The 24,364-nt window shown below is 61.9% G+C and carries 19 protein-coding genes, 1 tRNA gene and 1 riboswitch; of the genes, 11 read left to right on the top strand and 9 right to left on the bottom strand.

The window, feature by feature from the left end; translation table 11 throughout:
• Window positions 1-3 precede the first annotated feature (3 nt).
• The 3 genes from AB5Y47_RS05475 to mgtE all read left to right on the top strand — a co-directional run bounded on the left by AB5Y47_RS05475 (window position 4) and on the right by mgtE (window position 5,027).
• Complete coding sequence (locus tag AB5Y47_RS05475; protein ID WP_049637069.1) at window positions 4-2,001, top strand: flagellar basal body rod C-terminal domain-containing protein; 1,998 nt, start codon at window positions 4-6, stop codon at window positions 1,999-2,001.
• Between the two features lie 3 nt (window positions 2,002-2,004).
• Complete coding sequence (gene flgL / locus AB5Y47_RS05470; protein ID WP_139736372.1) at window positions 2,005-3,213, top strand: flagellar hook-associated protein FlgL; 1,209 nt, start codon at window positions 2,005-2,007, stop codon at window positions 3,211-3,213.
• 177 nt (window positions 3,214-3,390) lie between these two features.
• Window positions 3,391-3,560, top strand: a riboswitch (M-box (ykoK) riboswitch).
• A 123-nt stretch (window positions 3,561-3,683) separates the two neighbouring features.
• Window positions 3,684-5,027 carry a magnesium transporter gene (gene mgtE, locus AB5Y47_RS05465; RefSeq protein ID WP_041213161.1) on the top strand — a complete coding sequence of 448 codons (1,344 nt, stop codon included), beginning with the start codon at window positions 3,684-3,686 and terminating at the stop codon, window positions 5,025-5,027.
• Window positions 5,028-5,085: 58 nt separating this feature from the next.
• On the opposite strand, the gene ppx is transcribed toward mgtE, so the two are convergent.
• From ppx to AB5Y47_RS05450, 3 genes are all read right to left on the bottom strand, one after another.
• Window positions 5,086-6,576: an exopolyphosphatase gene (ppx, locus tag AB5Y47_RS05460; RefSeq protein ID WP_041214872.1), complete on the bottom strand. Its 1,491-nt coding sequence runs from the start codon at window positions 6,574-6,576 to the stop codon at window positions 5,086-5,088.
• Window positions 6,566-8,635: a polyphosphate kinase 1 gene (gene ppk1 / locus AB5Y47_RS05455; RefSeq protein WP_010675282.1), complete on the bottom strand. Its 2,070-nt coding sequence runs from the start codon at window positions 8,633-8,635 to the stop codon at window positions 6,566-6,568. Before ppk1 ends, ppx begins: the two co-directional genes overlap by 11 nt.
• Before the next feature lie 76 nt (window positions 8,636-8,711).
• Window positions 8,712-9,224, bottom strand: a complete 513-nt coding sequence (locus AB5Y47_RS05450) for a glycine cleavage system protein R (RefSeq protein WP_010675281.1) — start codon at window positions 9,222-9,224, stop codon at window positions 8,712-8,714.
• A 258-nt stretch (window positions 9,225-9,482) separates the two neighbouring features.
• Between AB5Y47_RS05450 and AB5Y47_RS05445 the strand changes: the two genes are divergently transcribed.
• The 5 genes from AB5Y47_RS05445 (at window position 9,483) to AB5Y47_RS05425 (ending at window position 15,394) form a co-directional block, all read left to right on the top strand.
• Window positions 9,483-10,322, top strand: coding sequence for a DUF2726 domain-containing protein (locus AB5Y47_RS05445; RefSeq protein ID WP_039040241.1), 840 nt, complete (start codon window positions 9,483-9,485; stop codon window positions 10,320-10,322).
• Between the two features lie 239 nt (window positions 10,323-10,561).
• Window positions 10,562-11,980, top strand: coding sequence for a sigma-54 dependent transcriptional regulator (locus AB5Y47_RS05440; protein WP_041201656.1), 1,419 nt, complete (start codon window positions 10,562-10,564; stop codon window positions 11,978-11,980).
• Window positions 11,981-12,085: 105 nt separating this feature from the next.
• Window positions 12,086-13,120 carry a PAS domain-containing sensor histidine kinase gene (locus AB5Y47_RS05435; protein WP_368219995.1) on the top strand — a complete coding sequence of 345 codons (1,035 nt, stop codon included), beginning with the start codon at window positions 12,086-12,088 and terminating at the stop codon, window positions 13,118-13,120.
• A 70-nt stretch (window positions 13,121-13,190) separates the two neighbouring features.
• Window positions 13,191-14,525, top strand: a complete 1,335-nt coding sequence (locus tag AB5Y47_RS05430; RefSeq protein WP_041214874.1) for a sigma-54 dependent transcriptional regulator — start codon at window positions 13,191-13,193, stop codon at window positions 14,523-14,525.
• A 107-nt stretch (window positions 14,526-14,632) separates the two neighbouring features.
• A complete protein-coding gene (locus tag AB5Y47_RS05425) occupies window positions 14,633-15,394 on the top strand; it encodes a Nif3-like dinuclear metal center hexameric protein (protein WP_368219994.1) in 762 nt (253 codons plus the stop codon).
• A gap of 114 nt (window positions 15,395-15,508) precedes the next feature.
• Here AB5Y47_RS05425 and purN read toward each other — a convergent pair whose 3' ends face one another.
• Both purN and purM read right to left on the bottom strand, forming a co-directional pair.
• Window positions 15,509-16,147 (bottom strand): phosphoribosylglycinamide formyltransferase, encoded by a 639-nt coding sequence (gene purN, locus AB5Y47_RS05420; RefSeq protein WP_319892240.1) that lies wholly within the window; start codon window positions 16,145-16,147, stop codon window positions 15,509-15,511.
• Window positions 16,148-16,179: 32 nt separating this feature from the next.
• On the bottom strand, window positions 16,180-17,217 hold the full coding sequence (gene purM, locus AB5Y47_RS05415) for a phosphoribosylformylglycinamidine cyclo-ligase (protein WP_010675274.1): 1,038 nt from the start codon (window positions 17,215-17,217) through the stop codon (window positions 16,180-16,182).
• Between the two features lie 176 nt (window positions 17,218-17,393).
• Here purM and upp point away from each other — a divergent pair, with 176 nt between their 5' ends.
• The 3 genes from upp to hda all read left to right on the top strand — a co-directional run bounded on the left by upp (window position 17,394) and on the right by hda (window position 19,993).
• Window positions 17,394-18,020: a uracil phosphoribosyltransferase gene (upp, locus tag AB5Y47_RS05410; protein WP_005302745.1), complete on the top strand. Its 627-nt coding sequence runs from the start codon at window positions 17,394-17,396 to the stop codon at window positions 18,018-18,020.
• 140 nt (window positions 18,021-18,160) lie between these two features.
• On the top strand, window positions 18,161-19,189 hold the full coding sequence (locus tag AB5Y47_RS05405) for a DUF2066 domain-containing protein (RefSeq protein WP_368219993.1): 1,029 nt from the start codon (window positions 18,161-18,163) through the stop codon (window positions 19,187-19,189).
• A 102-nt stretch (window positions 19,190-19,291) separates the two neighbouring features.
• On the top strand, window positions 19,292-19,993 hold the full coding sequence (gene hda / locus AB5Y47_RS05400; RefSeq protein ID WP_010675272.1) for a DnaA inactivator Hda: 702 nt from the start codon (window positions 19,292-19,294) through the stop codon (window positions 19,991-19,993).
• A 206-nt stretch (window positions 19,994-20,199) separates the two neighbouring features.
• On the opposite strand, the gene aceA is transcribed toward hda, so the two are convergent.
• From aceA to AB5Y47_RS05380, 4 genes are all read right to left on the bottom strand, one after another.
• Window positions 20,200-21,513, bottom strand: a complete 1,314-nt coding sequence (aceA, locus tag AB5Y47_RS05395; protein ID WP_010675271.1) for an isocitrate lyase — start codon at window positions 21,511-21,513, stop codon at window positions 20,200-20,202.
• A gap of 69 nt (window positions 21,514-21,582) precedes the next feature.
• Window positions 21,583-23,190, bottom strand: a complete 1,608-nt coding sequence (gene aceB, locus AB5Y47_RS05390) for a malate synthase A (protein WP_368219992.1) — start codon at window positions 23,188-23,190, stop codon at window positions 21,583-21,585.
• Between the two features lie 691 nt (window positions 23,191-23,881).
• Complete coding sequence (locus AB5Y47_RS05385) at window positions 23,882-24,022, bottom strand: hypothetical protein (protein WP_010675269.1); 141 nt, start codon at window positions 24,020-24,022, stop codon at window positions 23,882-23,884.
• Window positions 24,023-24,279: 257 nt separating this feature from the next.
• A tRNA-Pro gene (locus tag AB5Y47_RS05380) sits at window positions 24,280-24,356 on the bottom strand.
• Window positions 24,357-24,364 lie beyond the last annotated feature (8 nt).

The raw sequence follows: 24,364 nt of genomic DNA, 5'->3' as shown, positions 1-24,364 counted from the left end.
GCTATGGCAAGCGATCTGCTTGGAATTGGGACCTCGGGTGTGCTGGCCCAGCAGCGACTGCTGCAGACCACCAGCAACAACATAGTGAACGTCAATAGCCAGGGCTATGTACGTGAACGCACCCTGATCTACACCAATTCCGTCGGATTGGGGACGGGCGACATGGTGAGCGATCGCATCATCAACGCCTATGCCCAGGCCGAGGTGCGCCGGGATACGTCCGCCTATCAGGCGGCCAACACCCGCTACGATCAACTGTTCCAGCTTGACAGCCTGCTCGGTGATGCCAGCAACAGCGTGGGGACCACCATCACCTCCTACTTCAAGGCTTTCCACACCGCCAACGAGTCACCGTCCGAGATCGGAGGGCGCAAGACGACCCTGAGTGAACTGAGCGGCATGGTGGACAGGTTCCATACCCTCTCCGCCCAGTTCGACAAGCAGTCCGATACCATCAACGCCACCATAGGGGACGAGACGGACAGGGTGAACAGCCTGCTGAACAGCATCAACGATCTGAACCAGGCCATCGTCCGCACCCAGGGCTCCCCTGAAGAGAACCTGATGCTGTTCGATCAGCGGGATGAGGCCATTCGCCAGCTCTCCGAGAAGATGGAGATCCGCACCGTGACCCAGCCCAATGGCAGCATGCTGGTCAACATGAGCACAGGGCACTCTCTGGTGCTCGATGGCGGCGTGGCCCAGTTCAAGGTGGTGCCGGGGGATCCGGATTCCCGTGAGCCTTCCCTGCAGCTGACCCTGGGCAAGAACCAGGCCAGCATCAACGACCAGGATATTGGCGGTGCCATCGGTGGCCTCTTCACCGCGCGCCGGGATCTGGAGCCCGCCAAGCGGGAGCTGGGGCAGCTGGCCGTCGCCCTGGGGGATGCCATGAACCAGCAGAACCGGCTGGGGATGGATCTCGACAACGAGCTTGGGGGGGATCTCTTCACCCTCAAGGGAAGCCAGGGGCTGCCCTACGCCAGCAACCAGGGTAACGGGGCGGCCAGCGTCAACTTCGTCCCCGGCAAGGGGAGCGAGGTCACCACCTTCGACTACGAGGTGCGGTTCAACAGCGCCACCGGTTACGAGGTGTTCGCCATCGACGGCAGTGGGCAGCGTACCTCGCTTGCCACGGGGACCACGCCGCCAGCCACCTTCGAGGTGGCGGGGCACGGTATCGAAATCGATCTCTCCGGCACTCCGGTCGCGGGTGACAAGATCTTGTTGCAACCCACCCGGAATGCGGCTGCCAACCTGGATCAGGCGATCACCCGTCCCGAGGATATCGCGCTGGCTTCCCCCTTGAAGTCGGACAAGGGATCCCAGAACCTGGGCTCGGGCGAGATAACGCTGGGCGGTGTCTACAACACCGGCACGGGCTCGGGTTTTGGCACCAACACCCTGGATCCGAGTGCCCCCCAGGTCATCAAGATCGACGGCAGCGGCAACTACGAGGTCTATGACAAGAACAACAACCTGCTCGGTGTGGCCCCCGCCTCCAGCAAGGGACAGAACCTGATGGCCGCCCTCGAGAGCCCCCTGGGGGGGCCCAAGGTCTACGCCGATCCGACCCAGAGCCCGGGCTATGAGTTCAGCATCACCGGCAAGGTGGAGGCCAGCGACAGCTTCACGCTCAGCTACAACAAGGACGGCTTCGCGGACAACGCCAACGGCCTGGCGCTGGCGGAGCTGCAGAACAAGGAGCTGGTGCGCAAGAACAACAACGCCGCCACCAGCAACGACAAGATGACCTTCAACGATGCCTACTCGGGTCTGGTGAGCGGCATTGGCAACAAGACCAGCCAGGCCAAGACCCTGCTGCAGGCCAACGAGGCGAAGCTGACCCAGAGTACCGCCATCTTCGAGAGTGTCTCCGGCGTCAATCTGGAGGAGGAGGCGGCCAACCTCATCCGCTTCCAGCAGTCCTATGCGGCCTCGGCCCAGATAGTGAACACCGCCAAGACCATCTTTGACACCCTGCTCTCCTCCGTGAGGTAAGTCATGCGCATCACCACCAACATGATCTATGACCGCAACCTTGCCTCCATGAGCAAGGTGAGCGAGCGCCAGAACAGCGCCTACAACCAGTTGATGACGGGGGATAAATTCTCCCGTTCCGGGGAGGACCCGGCCGGCATGAGCCAGAAGATGGCGCTGACCAAGGAGATCGATCTCTTCAAGCAGTACGGCGTCAACGGCAGCCTGCTGGAGAACAGCCTTGGCCACGAGGAGACGGTGCTGACCTCCCTCAACAACGCCATGCTGAGTGCCCAGACCCTGATCCAGAAGGCGAACAACTCCGCCATGGGCTCCGAGGAGCGCAACGCCATCGCGAGCGAACTGGAGGGACTGCAAAAGCAGATGTTCGACCTGATGAACAGCAAGAACTCCCAGGGGGAGTACATCTTCGGCGGCAATCAGAGCAAGACCCAGCCCTTCGTCAAGGATGCCAGTGGCAACTATGTGTTCCAGGGGGACACGGGGCAGCGCAACATCCAGGTCTCTCCCACGGTGCAGATCCCGGCCAACGACTCCGGTTTCGATCTGTTCGAGATGGTGGCGACCCGGCGCACCGCCAGCGCCGCCAGTGGCAACATCCAGGTGTCGGTGGCGGATCAGGGGAACTTCGAGAGCTTCTATCGCAACAACTATGACTCTTCCCTGCCGAGCAACCAGTATGCGGTCAGCACCCTGGCCGGGCCGCCGGACACCTACGAGATCCGTGACAGCGGTGGCACCCTGCTGCAAAGCGGCGACTATGTGGCGGGCAACAAGATCCCCTTCAACGGCCTGGCGCTCACCCTCGACCTCCCTGCGGGATCGGCGACCCAGAACTTCGTGCTGGATACCCCGAAAAACGACAACATCCTCAATGGCATGTCCGATTTCATCTCCGCCATGCGCGATCCGACCCTGTCCGAGAGCGATTTCCAGCTGGCGGTCTCCGATGCCACCACCCACATGAGCAACGCCAGAACCAAGATAGACCGGGGACTGGGGGAGCTGGGGGGAAGGATGAACAGCCTGGAGCAGGTGATGAGCTCCAACGACGGACTCAGCACCCTGAACCAGCAGGCGCGGGCCAAGGTGTCCGAGGCGGACATGTACGAGGTGATCGCGGCCCTCTCCAAGGAGGATGCAGCCATGAGCGCCTCCCAGCTCGCCTTCAGCAAGATAAGCAAGCTGACCCTCTTCGACTATATCCGCTGACGTTCGTCCGTTGACCGCAGGCTCCCCCGTGCCACGCACGGGGGAGCCTCGTTTCATGAAAGGCCCGCCGTCCGGCCAATTTGTAACAACCCGTTGCCAGGGGCCCGTTTGCCTTGACTCGACCTGCGCCTGGGCAGATGATGCCGCCCGCACGGTAGCGCCGTGCAATCAATGTTCGCAGCATCTCGTTAGGCGAGGCTCCTGCATAAACACAGGCCACTGATCTCACGACGTCCAGAGACGCCCAAGATCAGGACAGTTTTCATCGGATTAAGGTGTCAACCCAAGTGGCTTCCGGCATGCCGGATACGTTATGCAGTGCTAAAGCTGGTACGTGGGGATGAAAACACGCCGGACGGCGTCATTTCCTGCCTGTTACTCGTCAATCAAATTGCTGTTTTCTTGCCGTTGCATCCGGCCAGGTGCCGGAGGCGTTCAGGTTCGCCTGAAATCACATGAGGACATCTGTGATGAAGAAAACACACACCCTGCTCAATCGTCATCAACTGCTCGACCCGGTTGCCCTGCGCAACTGGCTGGCGCACAACCTGGATCCGGTGGCCCGTGCCGATCAGCTTCTGACCCTGCGCCCGGAAGAGCTCAACTGCATCTTCGATACTCTCTCCATGCCGGAAGGGGCGTCCTTGCTTGCCTCCCTCCCGGCGGAGTGTGCCGGCCATCTGCTGCTCAGGCTGCATGGCAGCATCGTGGGAATACTGCAGGGCACCCTGGCCCGTCGTGACCTGCTGGCCATCCTGCGCAGGCTCGACGAGCACGATCGCAAGACCCTGCTCGCCCGGCTGCCGGAGCCCGCCCGCAAAGCCTTCCAGTCCCTGCTGGCCTGGCCGAACGAGTCGGTGGGGGCCAACATGCGCCACGAATACCTGGCAGTGGAGGCCGATGCGACGGTGGAAAGCGCCAAGCAGCTGATCCACGGGGCCTGGGATCAGGCCAGGCTGTTCGGTCATCTCTATGTGGTTGACGGCGAGCAGCGCCTGCTTGGCAGCGTCTCCCTCAAGTCGCTGCTGATCGCCGATCCTCTGCTGCCGGTAGGGGAGCTGATGGAGGGGGAGGCGGTGCGCATCAACGCCCGGGCGGATCAGGAGCTGGCGGCCCGCCTGCTCATTGACCGCGACCTCTCGCTCCTGCCGGTGGAAGATCAGGGTCGTCTGGTGGGGGTCTTCCACGTGGACGATGCCGCCGACATCCTGGAGCTGGAGTCCACCGAGGATGCGGAGCTGCAAGGGGGCTCCTCGCCGCTGGATACCCCCTATCTGCAGGCCACCCCCTGGCAGTTGTGGCGCAAGCGGGTGGGCTGGCTGCTGATCCTGTTCGTGGCGGAAGCCTACACAGGCACCGTGCTGCGGGCCTTTGAAGAGCAGCTGGAGGCAGCCATCGCCCTGGCCTTCTTCATCCCGCTCCTCATCGGTACCGGTGGCAACAGCGGTACCCAGATCACCACCACCATAGTGCGTGCCATGGCGGTGGGGGAGGTGAGCCTGAAAAACCTCGGCACCGTGCTGAAAAAGGAGATCTCCACCGGTCTGCTCATCTCGGCCGCCATCGCGCTGGCGGCCTGGGTGCGGGCCTGGAGCCTGGGGGTGGGGCCCGAGATCGGCATGGTGGTGACCCTGACCATCGTCGCCATCGTGCTCTGGAGCGCCACCGTCGCCTCGGTGATCCCCATGGTGCTGCGTCGCTTTCGCATCGACCCGGCGGTGGTCTCCGCCCCCTTCATCGCCACCCTGGTGGACGGTACCGGCCTCATCATCTACTTCGAGATAGCCAAGCTGATCCTGCCGGATCTGCAGTAGGAAAAGACAAGAGACAAAAAAGGCAGCCATCGGCTGCCTTTTTGCACAGAGGGGCGGGTTACCCGAGCTGGAACAGCAGGGGCCAACCCTGCTCGTGGCAGTAGCGGTGCTCCTTTTCCAGGTTCTGCATCAGCAACTTGTTCTCGTCGCACCAGTCCAGGGGCAGGGTGACCACCAGCTGATCCCCGGCGGCCTGCACGTTCCACTCGGGCAGCAGGTTGTCCTGACGCCTGTGGTGGGCCGCCACCGCGAGGCGCAGGATGCGGATGCAGCGCAGCACCGTCTGCTCGTCGTGGTTGGGCAGGGCCGGCAGCTCGGAGAGCTTGAGCCCCTTGCGATGAAAGCGCACCAGGGCCGCCAGCAGGGCCTGATCGTCCTGGTTGAAGCCGGGCAGGTCGGTGTTTTGCAAGATGTAGGCGGAGTGTTTGTGGATGCCGCTGTAGTTGATGGCAAGGCCGATTTCGTGCAACCGCGCCGCCCAGCCGAGGATGGCGCGATAGGGCTCTTCCGGCATCTCCCAGGGGCCGCTCAGGGCGTCGAACAGGGAGAGGACGCTGCTCTCTACCCGGGTGGCCTGGCGCTTGTCGATGCGATAGTGAGTGCTGAGTGCAAGCGCGGTACGTTCGCGAATGTCGTGATGCTGCAGGCGCTCCTCGAACTCGTAGAGCAACCCTTCGCGCAGGGCGCCGTCGGAGTACTCCATCCGCTCGATGGGCAGGGAGGTGAAGAGCCCGAGCAGGATGGCCACCGCGGCGGCGAACACCCCCTGACGCTCCTCGGTGAGGCCCGCCAGTTTGAGCTGATCGACCCGCTTGTGCTTGAGCATCTCTTCCTTCAGCCGCTCCAGTCCCGCCAGGGTGATGGCACCATCGGTCCACTCTTCCCCCTGCAACACGTCGCGCACGGTGCGGATGGAGCCCGAGCTGCCGAGGCAGCTCTGCCAGCCCAGCTTGCGGTACTGGTTGATGATGGGGGCGAGCTGGTGCTGGGCTTCCAACACGGCGGCGTTGAAGGCCTTCTCGCCGAGCTTGCCGTTGCCAAAGAAGCTCTGGGTGAAGCTCACGCAGCCCATCTTGCGGCTGGTGAGCGCCTTGTGCTCAAACCCTTCGCCAATGATGAGCTCGGTGCTGCCGCCGCCGATGTCCACCACCAGCACCTGGCCCTCGATGTGCTGGGTATGAGCGACCCCTTGATAGATGAGGCGGGCCTCTTCCTGGCCGCTGATGATCTCGATGGGGTGGTTGAGCACCTTGGCCGCCTCGCGCACGAAGTCGCGGGCGTTGCTGGCGCGGCGCAATGTGTAGGTGCCGGCGATGCGGATCTGATCCGGCTTGATGTTGGTGAGCCGCTCGGCGAACAGGGCGAGGCAGTCCAGCCCGCGCGCCATGGCCTCCTGGGACATGCGGCGCTGCTCATCCATCCCTTCGGCGAGGCGCACTCGCTCCTTGATGCGATCGATGATCTGCATCCGCCCCTCGGTGAGGCGGGCAATGACCATGTGGAAGCTGTTCGAGCCCAGATCGACAGCGGCGTACAGACTATTGTCCATGGTTTGACTCTATGCGTTTGAGGTAGTCGTAAATCGCCACCTGGGAACGGACCTTGCGGCGGTTGCCCCGCTTCACGTACTCGTTCTTCTGGTCGGCATCGATCACCCGCGCCTTGCAGGTATCACTCAGTTGTAGCTCGAGAATGTCGAGGATGCGCTGCTTGAGCCGCTCGTCATAGATGGGGGTGCCCACCTCGATGCGACCGTCGATGTTGCGGCTCATCCAGTCGGCACTGGAGATATAGAGCTGGGGATTGCCCTTGTTGTGGAACACCATCACCCGCGGATGTTCGAGGAAACGGTCGATGATGCTGATGACCCGGATGTTGTCGCTCAGACCCGGCACCCCCGGGCGCAGGGCGCACATGCCCCGGATGATCATCTGGATGGGCACCCCGGCCTGGCCGGCGGCATAGAGCCGGTTGATGAGGTCTCTGTCCACCAGATTGTTGATCTTGAGGGTGATGCCGCTGGGTTGCCCCGCCTTGGCGTTGGCCAGCTCGTTATCGATGAGGCGATAGAGCTGGCGGCGGCTGTTGATGGGGGAGACCAGCAGGTGGTTGAACTTGTAGCGCCGATAGGGGTACTCGATGTACTCGAACACGCTTTCCACCTCGGCGGTGATGTCCGGATGGCGGGTCAGCAGGGAGAAGTCTGTGTAGATCTTGGCGGTCTTCTCGTTGAAGTTGCCGGTCCCGATATGGGCGTAGCGCACCGCCTCGCCGTTCTCGTGGCGGGTGATGAGGCAGAGCTTGGAGTGGATCTTGAGGCTGGGCACCCCGAACACCACCTTGACGCCTGCGTCGGTCAGGATGTTGGCCCAGTCGATGTTGGCCGCCTCGTCGAAGCGGGCGCGCAGCTCCACCACCACGGTCACCTTCTTGCCGTTGTTGGCGGCGTCGATGAGGGAGTGGATGATCCGCGACTTCTTGGCCACCCGGTAGATGTTAATGCGAATGGCGCTGACCGCCGGGTCGAAGGCCGCCTGGCGCACCAGCTCGGTGAAGTGGTGGAACTTGTGGTACGGGTAGTAGAGCAGGATGTCCTGCTTGGCGATGGCGTCGAAGGCGTTGACGAAGCCGTCAAAGTCGCGGCAATCGAGGGCCGGCAGCTTGGGGTTTTCCAGATAATCCCGGCCCACATTGGGGAAGCCGATGAAATCCTTGAAGTTGTGATAGCGCCCACCGGGCATGATGGCGTCGTAGGAGCTGATCTGCAGCTTGAGCTTCAAGAAGCTTATCATGGCCGCCGGCATCTCCCGCTCGTAGACGAAGCGCACCGGCATGGCGGTGAGGCGCTGTTTCAAGCCGTCACTCATCTTGTCCACCAGGCTCAAGTCCAACTGGTCGGAGAGGTCATATTCGGCATCCCGGGTCAGCTTGACCGCGTAGGCGGCAATCTCGTCGTAGTCGAAGAAGCCCTTGAAGATCTCGTCCAGACAGAAGCGGATAACGTTGTCCAGGATGATGATCTGCTTCTTGCGACGGGTGCCCTCCGGCGGTAGCTGGAAGAAGCGGGGCAGATCGTCGGTGGGTACTTCCACCAGGGCGTACTGGATCACCTGGCCGTTCTTCTTCATCTCGATGGCGAGATAGGTGTGCTCGTCTTTCAGGAACTTGACCGGGTTGACCTCCTTGTTGAGGAGGATGGGAATGATGTGGCGCAGCACCTTTTCCCGGAAGAAGATCCGCAGCCACTGCTGGATGGACTCGGAGAGCTGGCTTTCGTTCACCAGGAAGATGTTGTGGCGAGCCAGCGCGATCAGCAGCTCCTTGTAGGTGTTGTCGAACGCCTCGCCGAGCGCCATCACCTTCTGCTGGATGGCGCGCAGCAGCACCTTGGCCTCGTCGTCGCCGCCGTGGACTTCGTTGATGAGGATGCGGCGCTTGACGTCCGACACCCGTACCTTGAAGAACTCGTCCTGATTGGAGGAGAAAATCCCGAGGAAGCGGACCCGCTCGATGAGGGGTACCGTCTTGTCCATCGCCTCTTGCAACACCCGTTCATTGAATGAGAGCCAGCTAAGCTCTTTCTCTTCATACTGCTTGTCGGTGCTCATCTGGTGCCTCTTTGCTCTGGTTGCGTCTGCGCGGAAGTTATGGCGTCAAACCATGACAAATTTATGACAGGCGACACTATTCGCTCAGATCCTGATCGATGTCGACGACGAGGTCGTCGGAGAGGGACTCCAGGGCCGTGACGAGATCGTCCAGTTCGAGCTGCGGCGGCAGGGCCACCAGAGCGTGGGCATAGAAGAGGGGGGCGCCTGAGTGGGGCGCAGGTTCGCAACCTGTGGTGAGGTCGGCGACGTTGATGTTGAGTTGGCGCAGGATGCTGGCCACTTCATGGACGATGCCCGGTCTGTCGTTGCCGGTGACGCTCAGCATCACCTGATGGGCCGGTTGCGGGCTGAGCTGCCCTTCGGCGAAGCTCACGGTGAGGCCAGGCAGCATCACCAGGGCCTCGCACAGGCTGCGGTAATGCTCGTCAGGCACGGCGACGTGCAAAATGCCGGCAAATTGCCCCGCCAGCTCGCTCATGGAGCTGGCCAGCCAGTTGCCCTGCTGCCGGGTGATGGTATCGGCCAGGCTCTCGACGATGCCGGGTTTGTCTGCGCCGATCACGGTGACGACCAATTGCTTTTGCATCCTGCTCTCCTTGAATGGGGCTGCGTGGGGTCCGTTGACGCCTGGCGGCGACGGGGAGTGCGCCAGAACGTCCATGGGCTCTAGCATTGTGCCTGCTGTGACAGGCCATATGAAGCCCGCCTTGCGCAAATTCAGTGAAAAAACGCGAATGCCGGGACGGGCTTGATTTCTGCGCTGCCTGAGTCGCTTTCCCCGTGGTAGAGTGTGCCCCTTCCTCTGGTGTGAACTGAATTTGTCTTGTAAACGGGATGTGCGTGTATGAATAGCCTTGTCGTATCGGGAGCTGTGTTGCTGGGGTTGCTCCTGCTGGTGATCGTCTGGCGCAGGGAGAAAGGGGGCAAGGCCGAGCCCTATGATCTGCAGGAAACCTTGATGAGCCCAGCCGAGCGCACCTTCTTCGGGGTGCTTGATCAGGCGGTGGGGGACAAGGCCCGTGTGTTTGCCAAGGTACGAGCCTCCTATGTACTGACGCCCGACGCGCACCTTGGCAAGGGCAAGCGCCAGCAGGCGCTCGGCAAGATAGGGGAGAAGCACTTCGATTTTCTGCTCTGCCACCCGGCGGATCTCTCTTTCCTGTGTGCCGTGGAGCTGGATGACGAGGGGCACCGCCACCAGAAGCGCAAGGTGCGGGATCTCTTCCTGAAGGCGGCCTGCGATGGCGCCGGCCTGCCGCTGTTGCAGATCCCGGCCAGCAGCCACTACCAGGTCGACGAGTTGCGGGAGCAACTGCTGCCCCTGCTGGCGAGAACGATGGCGCCGGTGGATGACCTGCTGCCCGGCGAGCGCCGCGAACCGACCTTCAGCCCGCTGCTGCTCGATGGTGTCGATCTGGGTATGTCACACCCGGGGGCTGCCAGGGAGCCCCAGGTGCCGCCCCCCCAGGCCGAAGAGGCAATGCCCGCGTTGATGGAGGAGAATCCCTTCCTCGATCCGGATGAGGAGGAGCCCCGGGAGACGACCCCTCATTGCCCCCGCTGTGCCGCGCCCCTGGTGGCACGGGAAGCACGAAAGGGTCCCCATGCCGGTCGCCTGTTCCTCGCCTGCAGCCGGTTTCCCGAGTGCCGCTATGCCGCTCCCCAGGAGAGCGTGAAACACTGATCCCTCCTCTGACGCCGCACCCTGTCGGCGTCATTCTTTCCCCTTCGCTGGTTTTCATCCGATACTCAATCTGGCTGGAAGCGTGATCCCCGTCCCGCCAGGGTCCGGGAGGATGCGACAAGTTTTGACAATCCGCCAGAATTTTGGCACTTTGTCCCCCTTATGACACAGTGCGAAATTGGTTTTAATAAGCACTTAAAAAACAATAACTTGGCGTCAGGTGTGAAAATATGGATAGGATGGCTATGGGTGTGCTGCTTGTTGATGCCGATGATGTGCGGCGCCAACAACTGGGGACTGTGCTCTCCTTCATGGGGATCCCCTGGCAGGAGGTGGTGGAGAGCGATCTCGATGTGGCCATCGAGACTGCCGGGCCCTTGCAGGGGATTCTGGCCGGGGAACTGCGCGAGCGCGCCCTGAGTGAGCTGCTTGCCGCCCATCCTCGTCTGCCCTTTCTCTCCCTGATGCCGGCGAGCCATGGCTGCAGCAACTTCATCGGGGTGGCCGAGGCGCCCTTTACCTATGAGTCCCTCACCCGTCATCTGCACTTCTGCCAGGCCTTCATCTCCCTGCATCCCCGTCATCAGACCCACGACAAGGGTCAGACCCTGCTGCGCCTGCTGGTGGGCAAGGGGAGGGGCATTCAGGAGGTGCGCCGTCTCATCGGCCAGGTGGCCGAGACCGACGCCAACGTACTGATCCTCGGTGAGTCCGGGACCGGCAAGGAGGTGGTGGCTCGCGCCATCCACGAGCTGTCCGCCCGAAGCGCGGGCCCCTTCGTGCCCATCAACTGCGGCGCCATTCCGGCGGAGCTGCTCGAGAGCGAGCTGTTCGGTCACGAGAAGGGGGCCTTCACCGGTGCCATTGCCGCCCGGCGCGGCCGCTTCGAACTGGCCCAGGGGGGCACCCTCTTCCTCGACGAAATCGGCGACATGCCGCTGCCGATGCAGGTCAAGTTGCTGCGGGTGCTGCAGGAGCGCCAGTTCGACCGGGTCGGGGGCGGCAAGGCCGTCCAGGCAGATGTGAGGGTGATCGCGGCGACCCACCGGGATCTGGAAGCCATGATCCGCACCCAGGCGTTTCGCGAAGATCTCTACTACCGCCTCAATGTGTTTCCCATCGAGACCCCCCCCCTGCGGGATCGGGCCGACGACATCCCGCTGCTGCTGCAGGAGCTGCTCAATCGCCATGCCGAACAGCACAAGGGGATCATCCGTCTGACCCAGCGCGCCATGGAGTCCCTGATGCAGTACGCCTGGCCCGGCAACGTGCGCGAGCTGTCCAACCTCATCGAGCGCCTGCTCATCCTCTATCCGAACCAGATCGTCGATGTGGCGGATCTGCCCGGCCGCTATCGCCTGCTGCCCTGCGAGCCACGAGATGAGCGGCTCACCGAGATGGACGAGCGGGACGCCCTGGCTGCCGTGTTCCAGTCCCCACCAGAGCTGGATCCCGGCATCGCCATACCCCTGCCCATGCAGTTGCCCCAGGAAGGGGTCAACCTCAAGGAGATGCTGGCCGACCTCGAGGTGGAGCTGATCCGCCAGGCCCTGGAGTCCCAGGACGGGGTGGTGGCCCGCGCCGCCGACCTGCTCAGCATGCGCCGCACCACCCTGGTGGAGAAGATGAAGAAGTACGGCATGAGTAAGGACAATTGAGGTCAATGCTTTGACGCATTGACCCAATACATTGATAAATAACGTCTATTTTGCTGGCATGGAAATTGAATAAGCTGACTCAATCGCCAGTTTGAGGTCAGCTTTATGACAATCTTGCAGCAGGATGCCCCCCTCCAGTCACATGAAGTGAGTCAGCTTTACGCCATCTTCACGGCGCTGCCGACCGGCGTGCTGCTGCTCGATGGCGAGGGGCTGATCACCCGCGCAAACCCTGCCGCCCTGGCGCTGCTGGGAGAGCCACTGGAAGGCCTTTCCTGGCGCCAGATCATCGCCCGCTGCTTCGAACCCCGTGAGGATGACGGTCACGAGATCTCCTTGCGCGACGGCCGCCGGGTCCAGCTGTCGACTCAGCCGCTGCTGGATCAGCCGGGCCAACTGGTGTTCATTACCGACTTGACCGAGACCCGCCAGTTGCAGGACAGGGTCAACCACATGAAGCGTCTCTCCGCCCTTGGCAACATGGCGGCTTCCCTGGCGCACCAGATCCGCACCCCGCTCTCCGCCGCCATGCTCTATGCGGCCAACCTGGCCAACCGCACCCTCAAGCCTGAATCCCGCAGCCAGTTCCAGCAAAAATTGATGGCGCGCCTGCAGGATCTCGAGAAGCAGATCAACGACATCCTGCTGTTTGCCCGCAATGGCGACAACCAGGTGGTGGCGCCCCTCTCGGTGCAGGGCTTGCTGGCGGAAGTGCAGGCGGGGGCCGAAGCCTTCTGCCAGCAGCAGGGCTGCGCCTTGCATCTGGAGGCCCCTGAGCCCGACCTCTATCTGCTTGCCAACAGCAGTGCCCTGGCGGGGGCCATCAACAACCTCATCGCCAATGCCCGGCAGGCAGGCGCCGATTCGCTCCTGGTGAGCGCTGTGCGCAGCGGCAACCGGGTGGAGATGCGGGTCATCGACAACGGCAAGGGGATGGCCCCCTCCCTGCTCAACCAGATCTTCGAACCCTTCTTTACCACCCGATCCCAAGGCACGGGCCTCGGTCTTGCGGTGGTGCAGTCGGTGGTACGAGCCCATCAGGGGGAGGTAAGCGTGGCCTCGGTCCCTGGCGAGGGCACCTGTTTTACCCTGTCCTTCCACCTGCATCAGCAACAGGTTCAGTTGGGGGGAGTGGCATGAGGCGCGCAAAAGCCGGAGCGCCGGTGAAGATGATTCTCGACAAGGCCATGTTGGTTGTAGGAGGTGTGGCATGACCCAGGCTCGCATTCTGGTGGTGGAAGATGACAACGGCCTGCGCGAGGCGCTGGTGGATACCCTGCTGCTCGGTGGCTATGAGTGCCGCGAGGTGGACAGCGGCGAGCGGGCCCTGCTTGCCCTGTCCCGTCAGCGCTTTGACATGGTGATCTCCGACATCCAGATGGGGGGCATGGATGGTCTGACCCTGCTCGCCAACATCCGCCAGCAATATCCCCAGGTGCCTGTGCTCCTGATGACTGCCTACGCCAACATCGACGGGGCGGTGCGCGCCATGCGCGAGGGGGCGATCGACTATCTGGCCAAGCCCTTCTCCCCCGAGGTGCTGCTCAACCAGGTCAGCCGTTATGTGCCGGCCCAGAAGGTGGAGAAGCGTGCCGTAGTGTACGGGGACCCCAGGACTGCGGAGCTGTTCCAGCTGGCGACCCGGGTGGCCAGAAGCGAAGCCACCGTCATGGTGACCGGACCGAGCGGGACGGGCAAGGAAGTGCTGGCTCGCTACATTCACGACCACTCCAGCCGGGCAGAGCAGGCCTTCGTCGCCATCAACTGCGCCGCCATTCCGGAGAACATGCTGGAAGCGACTCTGTTTGGCTACGAGAAGGGCGCCTTCACCGGTGCGGTGCAGGGGTGCCCTGGCAAGTTCGAGCAGGCTCAGGGAGGAACCCTGCTGCTCGACGAGATCACCGAGATGGATCTGGGACTGCAGGCCAAGCTGCTGCGGGTCTTGCAGGAGAAAGAGGTGGAGCGGCTCGGCAGCCGCAAGATGATCCCCCTGGATGTGAGGGTCATTGCCACCAGCAACCGGGATCTGAAAAAAGCGGTGCAGGACGGGCTGTTCCGCGAAGATCTCTACTACCGCCTCAACGTCTTCCCCCTGCGCTGGACGGCGCTCTGGGAGCGCCCGGGGGACATTCTTCCCCTGGCGGAGCATCTGCTGGCGCTGCATGCCAGCCAGATGGGGCTGCCGACGCCGCAGCTTGCAGAGGGCGCCCGAGAGCGTCTGATGGCGCACCCCTGGCCCGGCAACGTGCGCGAGCTCGACAACGTGGTGCAGCGCGCCCTGATCCTCTGCCCAGACGGCCTCATCGACTGTGAGCACCTGATCCTGGAAGAGACGGACGAGACCCTGGTGCGGCCGCTTGAGCGGCTGTCAGGGGAGGGGCTTGGCGGCGAACTCAAGCAGCAGGAGCACCAGATCATTCTGGACACCCTGCAGGAGTGCAACGGCAGTCGCAAAGCGGTGGCCGACAAGCTCGGCATCAGCCCGCGCACCCTGCGCTACAAGCTGGCCCAGATGCGTGACGCCGGCATCGAGCTGCCCGCCTAGGCCTGACAGGCGCATGGCCTTGCCGGTCCGGCTCGATTATCATGGGCCCTGACGATCGGAATCCGGCTCCCCGCACAGTGCGTGGGGAGCCCAGCTAGGAGACCCCCATGATCTCTCATCGTAAACTGGAAAGCCTGCTCAACCACCTGCTCGAACCTCATGCCATCAAGGATTACTGCCCCAACGGCCTGCAGGTGGAGGGGCGCGAGCGCATTCGCAAGGTGGTGACCGGCGTCACCGCCAGCCAGGCTCTCATCGATGCCGCCGTGGCCGCCGGGGCCGATGCCATCCTGGTTCATCACGGCTACTTCTGGAGCGGCGAGCCGGCCCAGATCACCGGCATGAAGCAGCGTCGTCTCAAGACCCTCTTGACCCACGACATCAACCTGTTTGCCTACCACCTGCCGCTGGACGTGCACCCCGAGGTGGGGAACAACGCCCAGCTTGCCAGGCTGCTCGGCATCAAGGTGCGTCGCGGTCTCGAACCCTGGAACAGCAAGAGCGTGGCCATGGTGGGCAAGCTGGAGGAGCCCATGAGCGGCAGCGATTTTGCCAAGCTGATTGCCGAGCGTCTCGGTCGCGAGCCGCTTCATTGTGGTGACAGTGGTCCCGAGCTCATCCGCTCCGTGGCCTGGTGCACCGGCGGTGGCCAGAGCTACATCAGCCTGGCGGCGGAGCAGGGCATCGATGCCTTCATCTCCGGCGAAGCCTCCGAGCAGACCATCCACACCGCCCGCGAGATGGGCATGCACTTCTACGCCGCAGGCCATCACGCCACCGAGCGCTACGGCGTCAAGGCGCTGGGAGAGTGGCTCGCCACCGTACACGGGTTGGAGGTGACCTTTATCGATATCGACAATCCGGTGTAGGGCCGATTAGCCGCGCAGCGGCGTCATCGGACGTGATGACAGCCATTGCGCTGGTCGATAGAAATGACAAGGGAGGCCTGAGCCTCCCTTGTGGTGTCTTACTGCTGCTCGCGGTTACTCGCTGGCATAGCCTGCCAGGCCAAGCTGCTTGCCATCGAGGCAGGCAGACCCTTCTCGCATCTGCAAGCGCCCTTCGCAGAACCACTGCACCACCAGGGGGTAGATGCTGTGCTCCTGCACCTGGACCCGGGCGGCGACCTCGTCTGCACTGTCCCCTTCGAAGATGGGGACCCGTGCCTGGAGGATAACCGGGCCGCCGTCGAGCTCTTCGGTGACGAAGTGGACGCTGGCGCCGTGCTCGTCATCACCGGCCTCGATGGCGCGCTGGTGGGTGTGCAGACCCTGGTATTTCGGCAGCAACGAGGGGTGGATGTTGATCATCCTCCCCGCGAAGTGGCGCACGAGGTCGGCGCTCAGGATCCGCATAAAGCCGGCCAGCACCACCAGATCCGGCTGATAATCCGCCATCAGGGCCAGCAGGGCGGCATCATACTCCTCCCGGCTGGCGAACTGCTGCTGGGCCAGGATGGCGGTTGCCACCCCGGCTTCCCTGGCACGCACCAGGCCATAGGCATCAGCCTTGTTGCTGATGACGCCGACCACCTGACCGGCAATCTTGCCGCTGGCACAGCCATCGAGGATGGCCTGCAGGTTGCTGCCGCTGCCTGAGATGAGGACGAGGATGCGTTTCATAGAGGAGGTCATCTGGCCGTTGATCCGATCATTCATTGAATGATGACCTGCTCCTCACCATCGGCCGCCTTGGCGATGTGGCCGATGTGCCAGGCGTTCTCGCCTTCGGCCTTGAGCAGGGCCAATGCCTTGTCCAGCTGATCCGCCGGCAGGGCGATGATCATGCCGACGCCGCAGTTGAAGGTGCGATACATCTCGTGGCGGGTGACGTTGCCTGCCTGTTGCAGCCAGCTGAACACCGCCGGCCACTGCCAGCTCTGCTCGTCGATGACCGCCTGGGTATTGGCGGGCAGCACGCGCGGGATGTTCTCCCAGAAGCCGCCGCCAGTGATGTGGGACAGGGCGTGGATCTCGCACTCCTTGATGAGCTTGAGCACGGGCTTCACATAGATGCGGGTCGGCTCCAGCAGGGCGTTGGCCAGGGTGGTGTCACCCAGCGGTTGCTGCACGTCGGCCTTGGAGACTTCCAGGATCTTGCGAATGAGGGAGAAGCCGTTGGAGTGGGGACCGCTGGCGGCCAGGGCGATCAGGGCATCCCCTTCGCCAACCTTGCTGCCGTCGATGATCTCGCTCTTTTCCACCACGCCGACGCAGAAACCGGCGATGTCGTAATCTTCCCCTTCATACATGCCAGGCATTTCGGCAGTTTCACCGCCGACCAGGGCACAGCCGGACTGTTCGCAGCCGGCGCCGATGCCGGTGACCACGGCAGCGGCAGTGTCCACGTCCAGTTTGCCGGTGGCATAGTAGTCGAGGAAGAAGAGGGGCTCGGCGCCCTGCACGATGAGGTCATTGACGCACATGGCGACCAAGTCGATCCCCACGGTGTCGTGCTTCTTCAGGTCGATGGCCAGACGCAGCTTGGTGCCCACCCCGTCGGTACCGGAGACCAGTACCGGTTCCTTGTAGCCAGCAGGGATTTGACACAGGGCCCCAAAGCCGCCAAGACCACCAAGGACTTCAGGACGACGAGTGCGTTTTGACACGCCCTTGATACGTTCAACCAGTGCATTGCCGGCATCGATATCTACGCCAGCATCCTTGTAGCTCAGTGAGGTTTTGTCAGTCACGCGTATTCCCCGTCATATAAAGAAGTGGAGGGTAAAATTCGGGGCGTATTCTACCAGCGGGCACGAAAAACCAGAAAGAAAATCGTTTGCGCGTTTTTGAATCGAAAAGCTCTACAAGCCGTGGCTTTTGTTGTATGATTCCGCGATTTTTTTGGCGCCGGTTAGAGGAGATAATAATGAAAGTCGTTGAAGTCAAACACCCCCTGGTCAAGCACAAGATCGGCCTGATGCGCGAAGGCGACATCAGCACCAAGCGTTTCCGTGAACTGGCCAAGGAAGTGGGCAGTTTGTTGACCTACGAAGCGACCTCTGACTTCGAAACCGAAAAAGTGACCATCGATGGCTGGAACGGCCCTGTGGAAGTCGACCAGATCAAGGGCAAGAAGGTCACCGTCGTGCCCATCTTGCGCGCTGGTCTTGGCATGATGGACGGCGTGCTTGAGCACATGCCGAGCGCCCGCGTCAGCGTGGTCGGTATCTATCGCGATGAAGAGACCCTGCAGCCTGTCCCCTACTTCGAGAAGATCGTCAGCAACATCGAAGAGCGTCTGGCCCTGGTCATCGACCCCATGCTGGCCACCGGCGGCTCCATGATCGCCACCATCGATCTGCTCAAGAAGAAAGGTTGCCAGTCCATCAAGGTGCTGGTGCTGGTTGCCGCGCCGGAAGGCATCAAGGCGCTGGAAGCCGCTCACCCGGACGTGGAGCTGTTCTGTGCCTCCATCGACCAGGGGCTGAACGAGAAGGGCTATATCGTCCCGGGTCTGGGGGATGCTGGCGACAAGATCTTCGGCACCAAGTAAGCATCACCCCATCGCCGCGCCCAAGGCGCGCAAACGGAGCCGGCACCCTGCCGGCTCCGCTGTTTCTCCCCCCTTTGCTTGCTGCCATGCGCGCCTTGCCGCTACCATAAGCACCATCCCCCATTTCGAGAATCTTCTTTATGCTGAAACGCTTAGCGACTCTCCTCTGCTGCTGTCTGCCACTCGTGGTGTCGGCCGCCCAGGTAACCGACCTCTATCAGGGCAAGGCTCCCACCAGTGGCGACATGACGGCCGCCCAGTCCCAGGCGCTGGGGGATGTGCTCGTCAAGGTGACGGGCAAGCGCGATATCCTCACCCAGCCGGATGTGGTGAAGGCCCTGGCGGCGCCGGCGGATTACGTGCAGCAATACAGCTATCAGGACATCGGGTCGGTCAAGTTTCTCAAGGCGGATTTCAATGTGGCCAAGGTGAACGCCCTGGTCGGCCAGAGCAAGTTTGCCCTGCTTGGCCCGGTGCGGCCGCAGGTTGCCATCTGGCTGGTGGTCGACGAAGGGGAGCGGCGCATTCTGCCGGATCAGTCCGGCGATGGCTGGTCCGAGGCGCTGCGTGCCCAGACCCAGGCCATGGGGCTGCCGGTCAGTCTCCCGCTGATGGACTTGGATGACAACATGGCGGTCAATGCCACCGATGTCTGGGGCCGCTTTGCCGATCCCGTGCTCAAGGCAAGCCAGCGTTACGGCGCCGAAATGGTGGTGCTCGGCAAACTGAGCCCGGAGGGGGAGGTCTGGAGCATCGATTGGGGTCTTTATGGGTCCAAGCCGGGGGCGCAGGCAGGAGAGCTGACCGAGCTGACCAAGGGCTCGGGTTCAGGTACCCAGGCCGAGGTGGCAAAGGGCTTTGCCGATGCCCTGGCCGGTTGGTTGGTGCAGCAGTACGGTACCCGTCTCTCCGGTGTCGCCTCCAGCCAGACCCTGGTGGTGGAGGGGCTGTCCGATATCGATGGCATGATCCAGATCCAGAAGCTGCTGCAGGGGATGGCCAGTGTCACCAAGGTGGCCATCGGCAAGCTGGAAGGGGACAAGGTGACCTTCAACCTCTCGCTGCAGGGGGACAAGGCCGAGCTGGTGAGGGGGTTGCAACTGGAGAGCCGCCTGCATCAGGTGGAAGACAACGAGAGCGGCCTGCGCTATCAATGGTCGCAGCCCTGATCCCGGGGAAGGATCCTGACCGCCCGGCATGGTCCGGGCGGTTCTCTATCTGCCCCGCTGGTGATACACTTGCCCGCAAATATCACAGTCAAAGCCCAACGAGTGAAGCAACCGGCCCAACTGTCTTTAGCCGTACAACTACCGGATGATGAAACCTTCGTCAGTTTTTATCCCGGCAACAACGCCCATCTGATCACCGCCCTCAAGAATGCGGCCATCGGTCAGGGCTCGCCCTTCCTCTATTTCTGGGGAGCCAAGGGGTCGGGCCGCTCCCATCTGCTCCATGCCACCTGCGCCGAGGTCAACGCCCGCGACGCGGCGGCGGCCTATCTCTCCCTCGATCAATTCGAACAGCTTGACCCCAGCATGCTCGATGCCTTGGAGAGCCTGCCCCTGGTCTGTCTCGACAGCCTGGAGGCGATCGCCGGCAACGCCCTGTGGGAGCGGGCCCTGTTCGACTTCTACAATCGCTGGAAGGAGAAGGGGGAGGGGACACTCATCGTTACCGGCTGCAGCGCGCCACGCAAGCTGGGGCTGCAACTGCCGGATCTCGCGTCCCGTCTCGACTGGGGAGTGAGCTTTCACCTCGACGAGCTGGACGACGAGGGCAAACTCAGCGCCCTGCAACTGCGCGCCGAGCTGCGGGGTTTCAAGCTGCCCATCGACGTGGGCCGTTTCCTGCTCAACCGCCTCTCCCGCGACATGCGCACCCTGCTTGCCACCCTCAATCGTCTCGACAACGCCTCCTTCCGTGCCAAGCGCAAGCTGACCATTCCCTTTGTCAAAGAGATACTCGAGCTCTGAAAACCTATCCCATTAGGCTATCTTATTCGCCATTTTGAACCTGGGCAGTGCTCGAAATCCTCACGTACTACAGTACGCTCCGGTTTCTGCGCGCTGTCCGTGTTCAAACTGCCTTCAACGATTACGCCTACTGGGATAGGTTCTAAGCCCCATAACGACAAACCCCGGGACTTGGCCGGGGTTTGTTTGCGAGCATTACACAGCTATCAGTGGAACTGATCTTCTTCGGTGGAGCCGGTCAGCGCGGTCACCGAGGACTGGCCGCCCTGAATGACGGTGGTCACCTTGTCGAAGTAACCCGTACCCACTTCCTGCTGGTGTGCCACGAAGGTGTAGCCACGTTCGGCAGCGGCGAACTCGGGCTGCTGCACCATCTCGACATAGTGCTTCATTCCCTCGCCACGGGCGTACTGGTAGGCCAGCTCGTACATGTGGAACCACATGTTGTGGATACCCGCCAGGGTGATGAACTGGTACTTGTAGCCCATGTCGGAGAGCTCCTGCTGGAAGCGGGCGATGGTGGCATCGTCCAGGTTCTTCTTCCAGTTGAAGCTCGGGGAGCAGTTGTAGGCCAGGATCTTGTCCGGGTACTGGGCCTTGATGGCCTCGGCAAATTTACGCGCCTCGTCCAGATCGGGCTTGGCGGTCTCGCACCACACCATGTCGGCGTAAGGGGCGTAGGCCAGGCCGCGGGAGATGGCCTGCTCGATGCCGGCCTGCACCTTGTAGAAGCCCTCGCTGGTGCGCTCACCGGTCAGGAAGCCGGCATCGTAGGGGTCGGCATCCGTGGTCAGCAGGTCTGCCGCGTTGGCGTCGGTACGGGCGATCACCAGGGTGGTGGTGCCGCAGACGTCGGCTGCCAGACGCGCTGCGATGAGCTTTTGCACCGCTTCCTGGCTCGGGACCAGTACCTTGCCGCCCATGTGGCCGCACTTTTTCACGGACGCGAGCTGATCTTCGAAGTGCACGCCGGCGGCGCCCGCTTCAATCATCCCCTTCATCAGCTCGAAGGCGTTCAGCACGCCGCCGAAACCGGCTTCCGCATCCGCCACGATGGGCAGGAAGTAGTCGATGAAGCCCTTGTCCTCTGGTCCAACCTTGTTGGCCCACTGGATCTGGTCGGCCCGGGCGAAGGAGTTGTTGATGCGCTCCACCACGGAGGGGACGGAGTTGGCCGGGTAGAGGGACTGATCCGGGTACATGGTGGAGGAGAGGTTGTTGTCCGCCGCCACCTGCCAGCCGGAGAGATAGATGGCTTCGATGCCGGCCTTGGCCTGCTGCACCGCCTGGCCGCCGGTCAGGGCGCCGAGGCAGTTTACATAGCCTTTCTTGGCGCCGCCGTGGATCAGCTCCCACAGTTTGTCGGCGCCGCGTTGGGCCAGAGTGTGTGTCGGCTGCAGGCTGCCACGCAGGTTCACCACGTCCTCGGCGCTGTAGCCGCGCTTGATCCCTTTCCAGCGGGGGTTTTCTGCCCAGTCTTTCTCGATAGCCTGGATCTGTTGCTCACGGGTCAGTGCCATATCAGTTCCCTCTTTCATTGATTTCACGTTTCCATTGACTTGTTATGGGGGCCGTTACCGGCCCGGGTCTCACAGCCGCTCGTAGCCGGGCAGCGTCAGAAAATCGATGAGTGTGTCGGCGCAGGTGATCTCGTCCATCAGGGCGCTTGCCTCGGCGAAACGGCCCGATTGCCAGCGGGCCTCGCCCACTTCGCCTCTGACCACCTCCTGCTCCTCGGCCAGCATCTGGCGGAACAGCGCCTTGGTCACTGCCTGACCGTTGGAGAGGGTCTTGCCGTGGCGGATCCACTGCCAGATGGAGGTGCGGGAGATCTCGGCGGTGGCGGCATCTTCCATCAGTCCGTAGATGGGCACGCAGCCATTGCCGTTGATCCAGGCTTCCAGGTATTGCAGGGCGACGCGGATATTGGTGCGCATGCCCGCCTCGGTGCGATCACCCTCACAGGGGGCCAGCAGGTCGGCGGCCGTGATGGGGGCATCCTGCTCGCGCAGCACGCCGATCTGGTTCTGGGCACCCACCGGAATGGTGGCGTTGAACACCGCCATGGCGGTATCGGCCAGACCGGGGTGGGCGACCCAGGTGCCATCGTGGCCGTTGTCGGCCTCGCGCTGCTTGTCTGCGTGCACCTTGGCAAACACCTGTTCGTTGACTGCCGCGTCCTTGGCCGGAATAAAGGCGGCCATGCCCCCCATCGCCAGCGCGCCGCGTTTGTGGCAGGTCTTGATAAGGAGTCGCGAATAGGCAGAGAGGAACGGCTTGTCCATGGTCACCACCTGACGATCCGGCAGGACGCGATCCGGGTGGTTTTTCAAGGTTTTGATATAGCTGAAGATGTAGTCCCAGCGACCGCAGTTGAGGGCGACGATGTGATCCTTCATCTGATAGAGCAGCTCGTCCATCTCGAATACCGCCGGCAGGGTTTCGATGAGCACGGTGGCCTTGATGGTACCGCGGGGCAGACCGAATTTGTCCTCGGTCCAGGCGAACACCTCGCTCCACCAGCGCCCTTCCAGATGGCTCTGCAGCTTGGGTACGTAGAAGTAGGGACCGGAGCCCTTGGCCAGCAACGCCTTGTGGTTGTGCAGGAAATAGAGGGCGAAGTCGAACAGGCCGCCGGGAATGGGGGCACCATCAAAGGTGACGTGCTTCTCCGGCAGATGCAGACCGCGAACCCGGCAGATGAGCACGGCCGGATTTGGATTCAAGGTATAAGCCTTCCCCTCCGGGCTCTGGTAGGCAATGGTGCCGTTGACCGCATCGCGCAGGTTGATCTGGCCCTCGATCACCTTGTTCCAGGCCGGGGCCAGGGAGTCCTCGAAGTCGGCCATGAAGACCTTGACGTTGGCGTTGAGGGCATTGATCACCATTTTGCGCTCGACCGGGCCGGTGATCTCCACACGGCGGTCCTGCAGATCGGCGGGAATGCCGCGCACCGTCCACTCACCATCGCGAATATGGGCGGTCTCTGGCAGGAAGTCCGGCAACTCGCCGCCATCGATACGGGCCTGGCGTGCGACTCGCTGCTTCAGCAGCTCGTTGCGTTGGGGAGCGAAACGTTCCACCAGTTCGGACACCAGGGCCACCGCATCCGGCGTCAGGATCTGCGCGTAATCGGGAAGCATCTCGCCTTGAATGCGCAGGCGGGTGCTGCTGATGGTCTGGGCCGGTGCCGACATAGTGGGTACTCCTCCAAAAGTTACATTTTGAATTTATTAACTACGACTAACGTCTATATCCCTTTCTTTCAAACTCCCCGTAACAGCGGGGTAACACGATTCATAAGGTGCAAAATAATGGCGGATTCGTCAACTTGATTTTTAAAACGGGTGTTTTTTGATGATAGTTAAGATGCTGTTTTAAATGGATTTATGTGATTAGTGTAAAAGCTCTTTGCAGATGGTTATGCTCTTGGGTCGCCGGGGCGGCAGGGGGGAGGATTTCGGTAGAGGGGATGGGTTAAAAATGTAATTAATTACGTAATAAAATTACAAATGCAAAAACAAATCCCGACATTACTCCAAGCTTTGCAAAAACAGCTGTATGAAATGCCTTCGTTCAATTCAGCCTGCATGGGGGCTATGAAGTGACCGGGTAGTGAACTGGTGTTTAAAACTAAAATGTCAGATTGGGTCAAAATGGCGAAGGCGAACAGGAGAGAGGGAAATGACGAGCAATAACGTAGGTTTGTATCAAGGCGTGTCCATGAAGGAGAGGGAGGTTGGGGCGCGAAGATGGTCAATTAAACTGATTTTTGAAGGAAAACTGGCATTTTGTCGTTATTTGCGGTGGCGGTCTGTTGGCCGGGGTCAAGGGCGGTGCCGGACAGCAAAACCGGCGTCTTGAACCGCACTATGGCACGGGCTCGTCTCAGTAATCTTCATCCGGGGCGGCGAGATCGATCACATCGAGGTGCACTGAACTGCCAAACCCGTGCTCTGCGGAATCGAGCTCGGAGGGCGTGGGGGAGATCAGGGGCTGAACGGGCTGGGAGTCAACAGCTTGGGTCATGGATGCTTGCCTCATTGATTGCAAGCCGGTCGGTGATTCCATCACCCTAGTGTCCACCTCCCTGTTTTTATGGCCGGCGGAAAAGTTGCGTATCCTAGCGGCACTTTATGAAAGCTTCAAGTGGTTCTGTATAAAATTCATGCCAATAAAAAGCGGCGACCCGATGAACGGGGGAGGCGAGAGGAAAAAGAGGCAAGCGTCGGGCGTGCAGGCAAAAAAATAGCCCAGTCGTTTGACTGGGCTATTTTCGGGGAATTTGGTCGGTGTGAGAGGATTCGAACCTCCGACCCTCTACACCCCATGCAGATGCGCTACCTGGCTGCGCTACACACCGACGGAGTC

Source organism: Aeromonas sp. R7-2, from assembly GCF_040908105.1.
Taxonomy (GTDB): domain Bacteria; phylum Pseudomonadota; class Gammaproteobacteria; order Enterobacterales; family Aeromonadaceae; genus Aeromonas; species Aeromonas caviae.
This window is presented reverse-complemented; position numbering and strand designations above follow the sequence as displayed.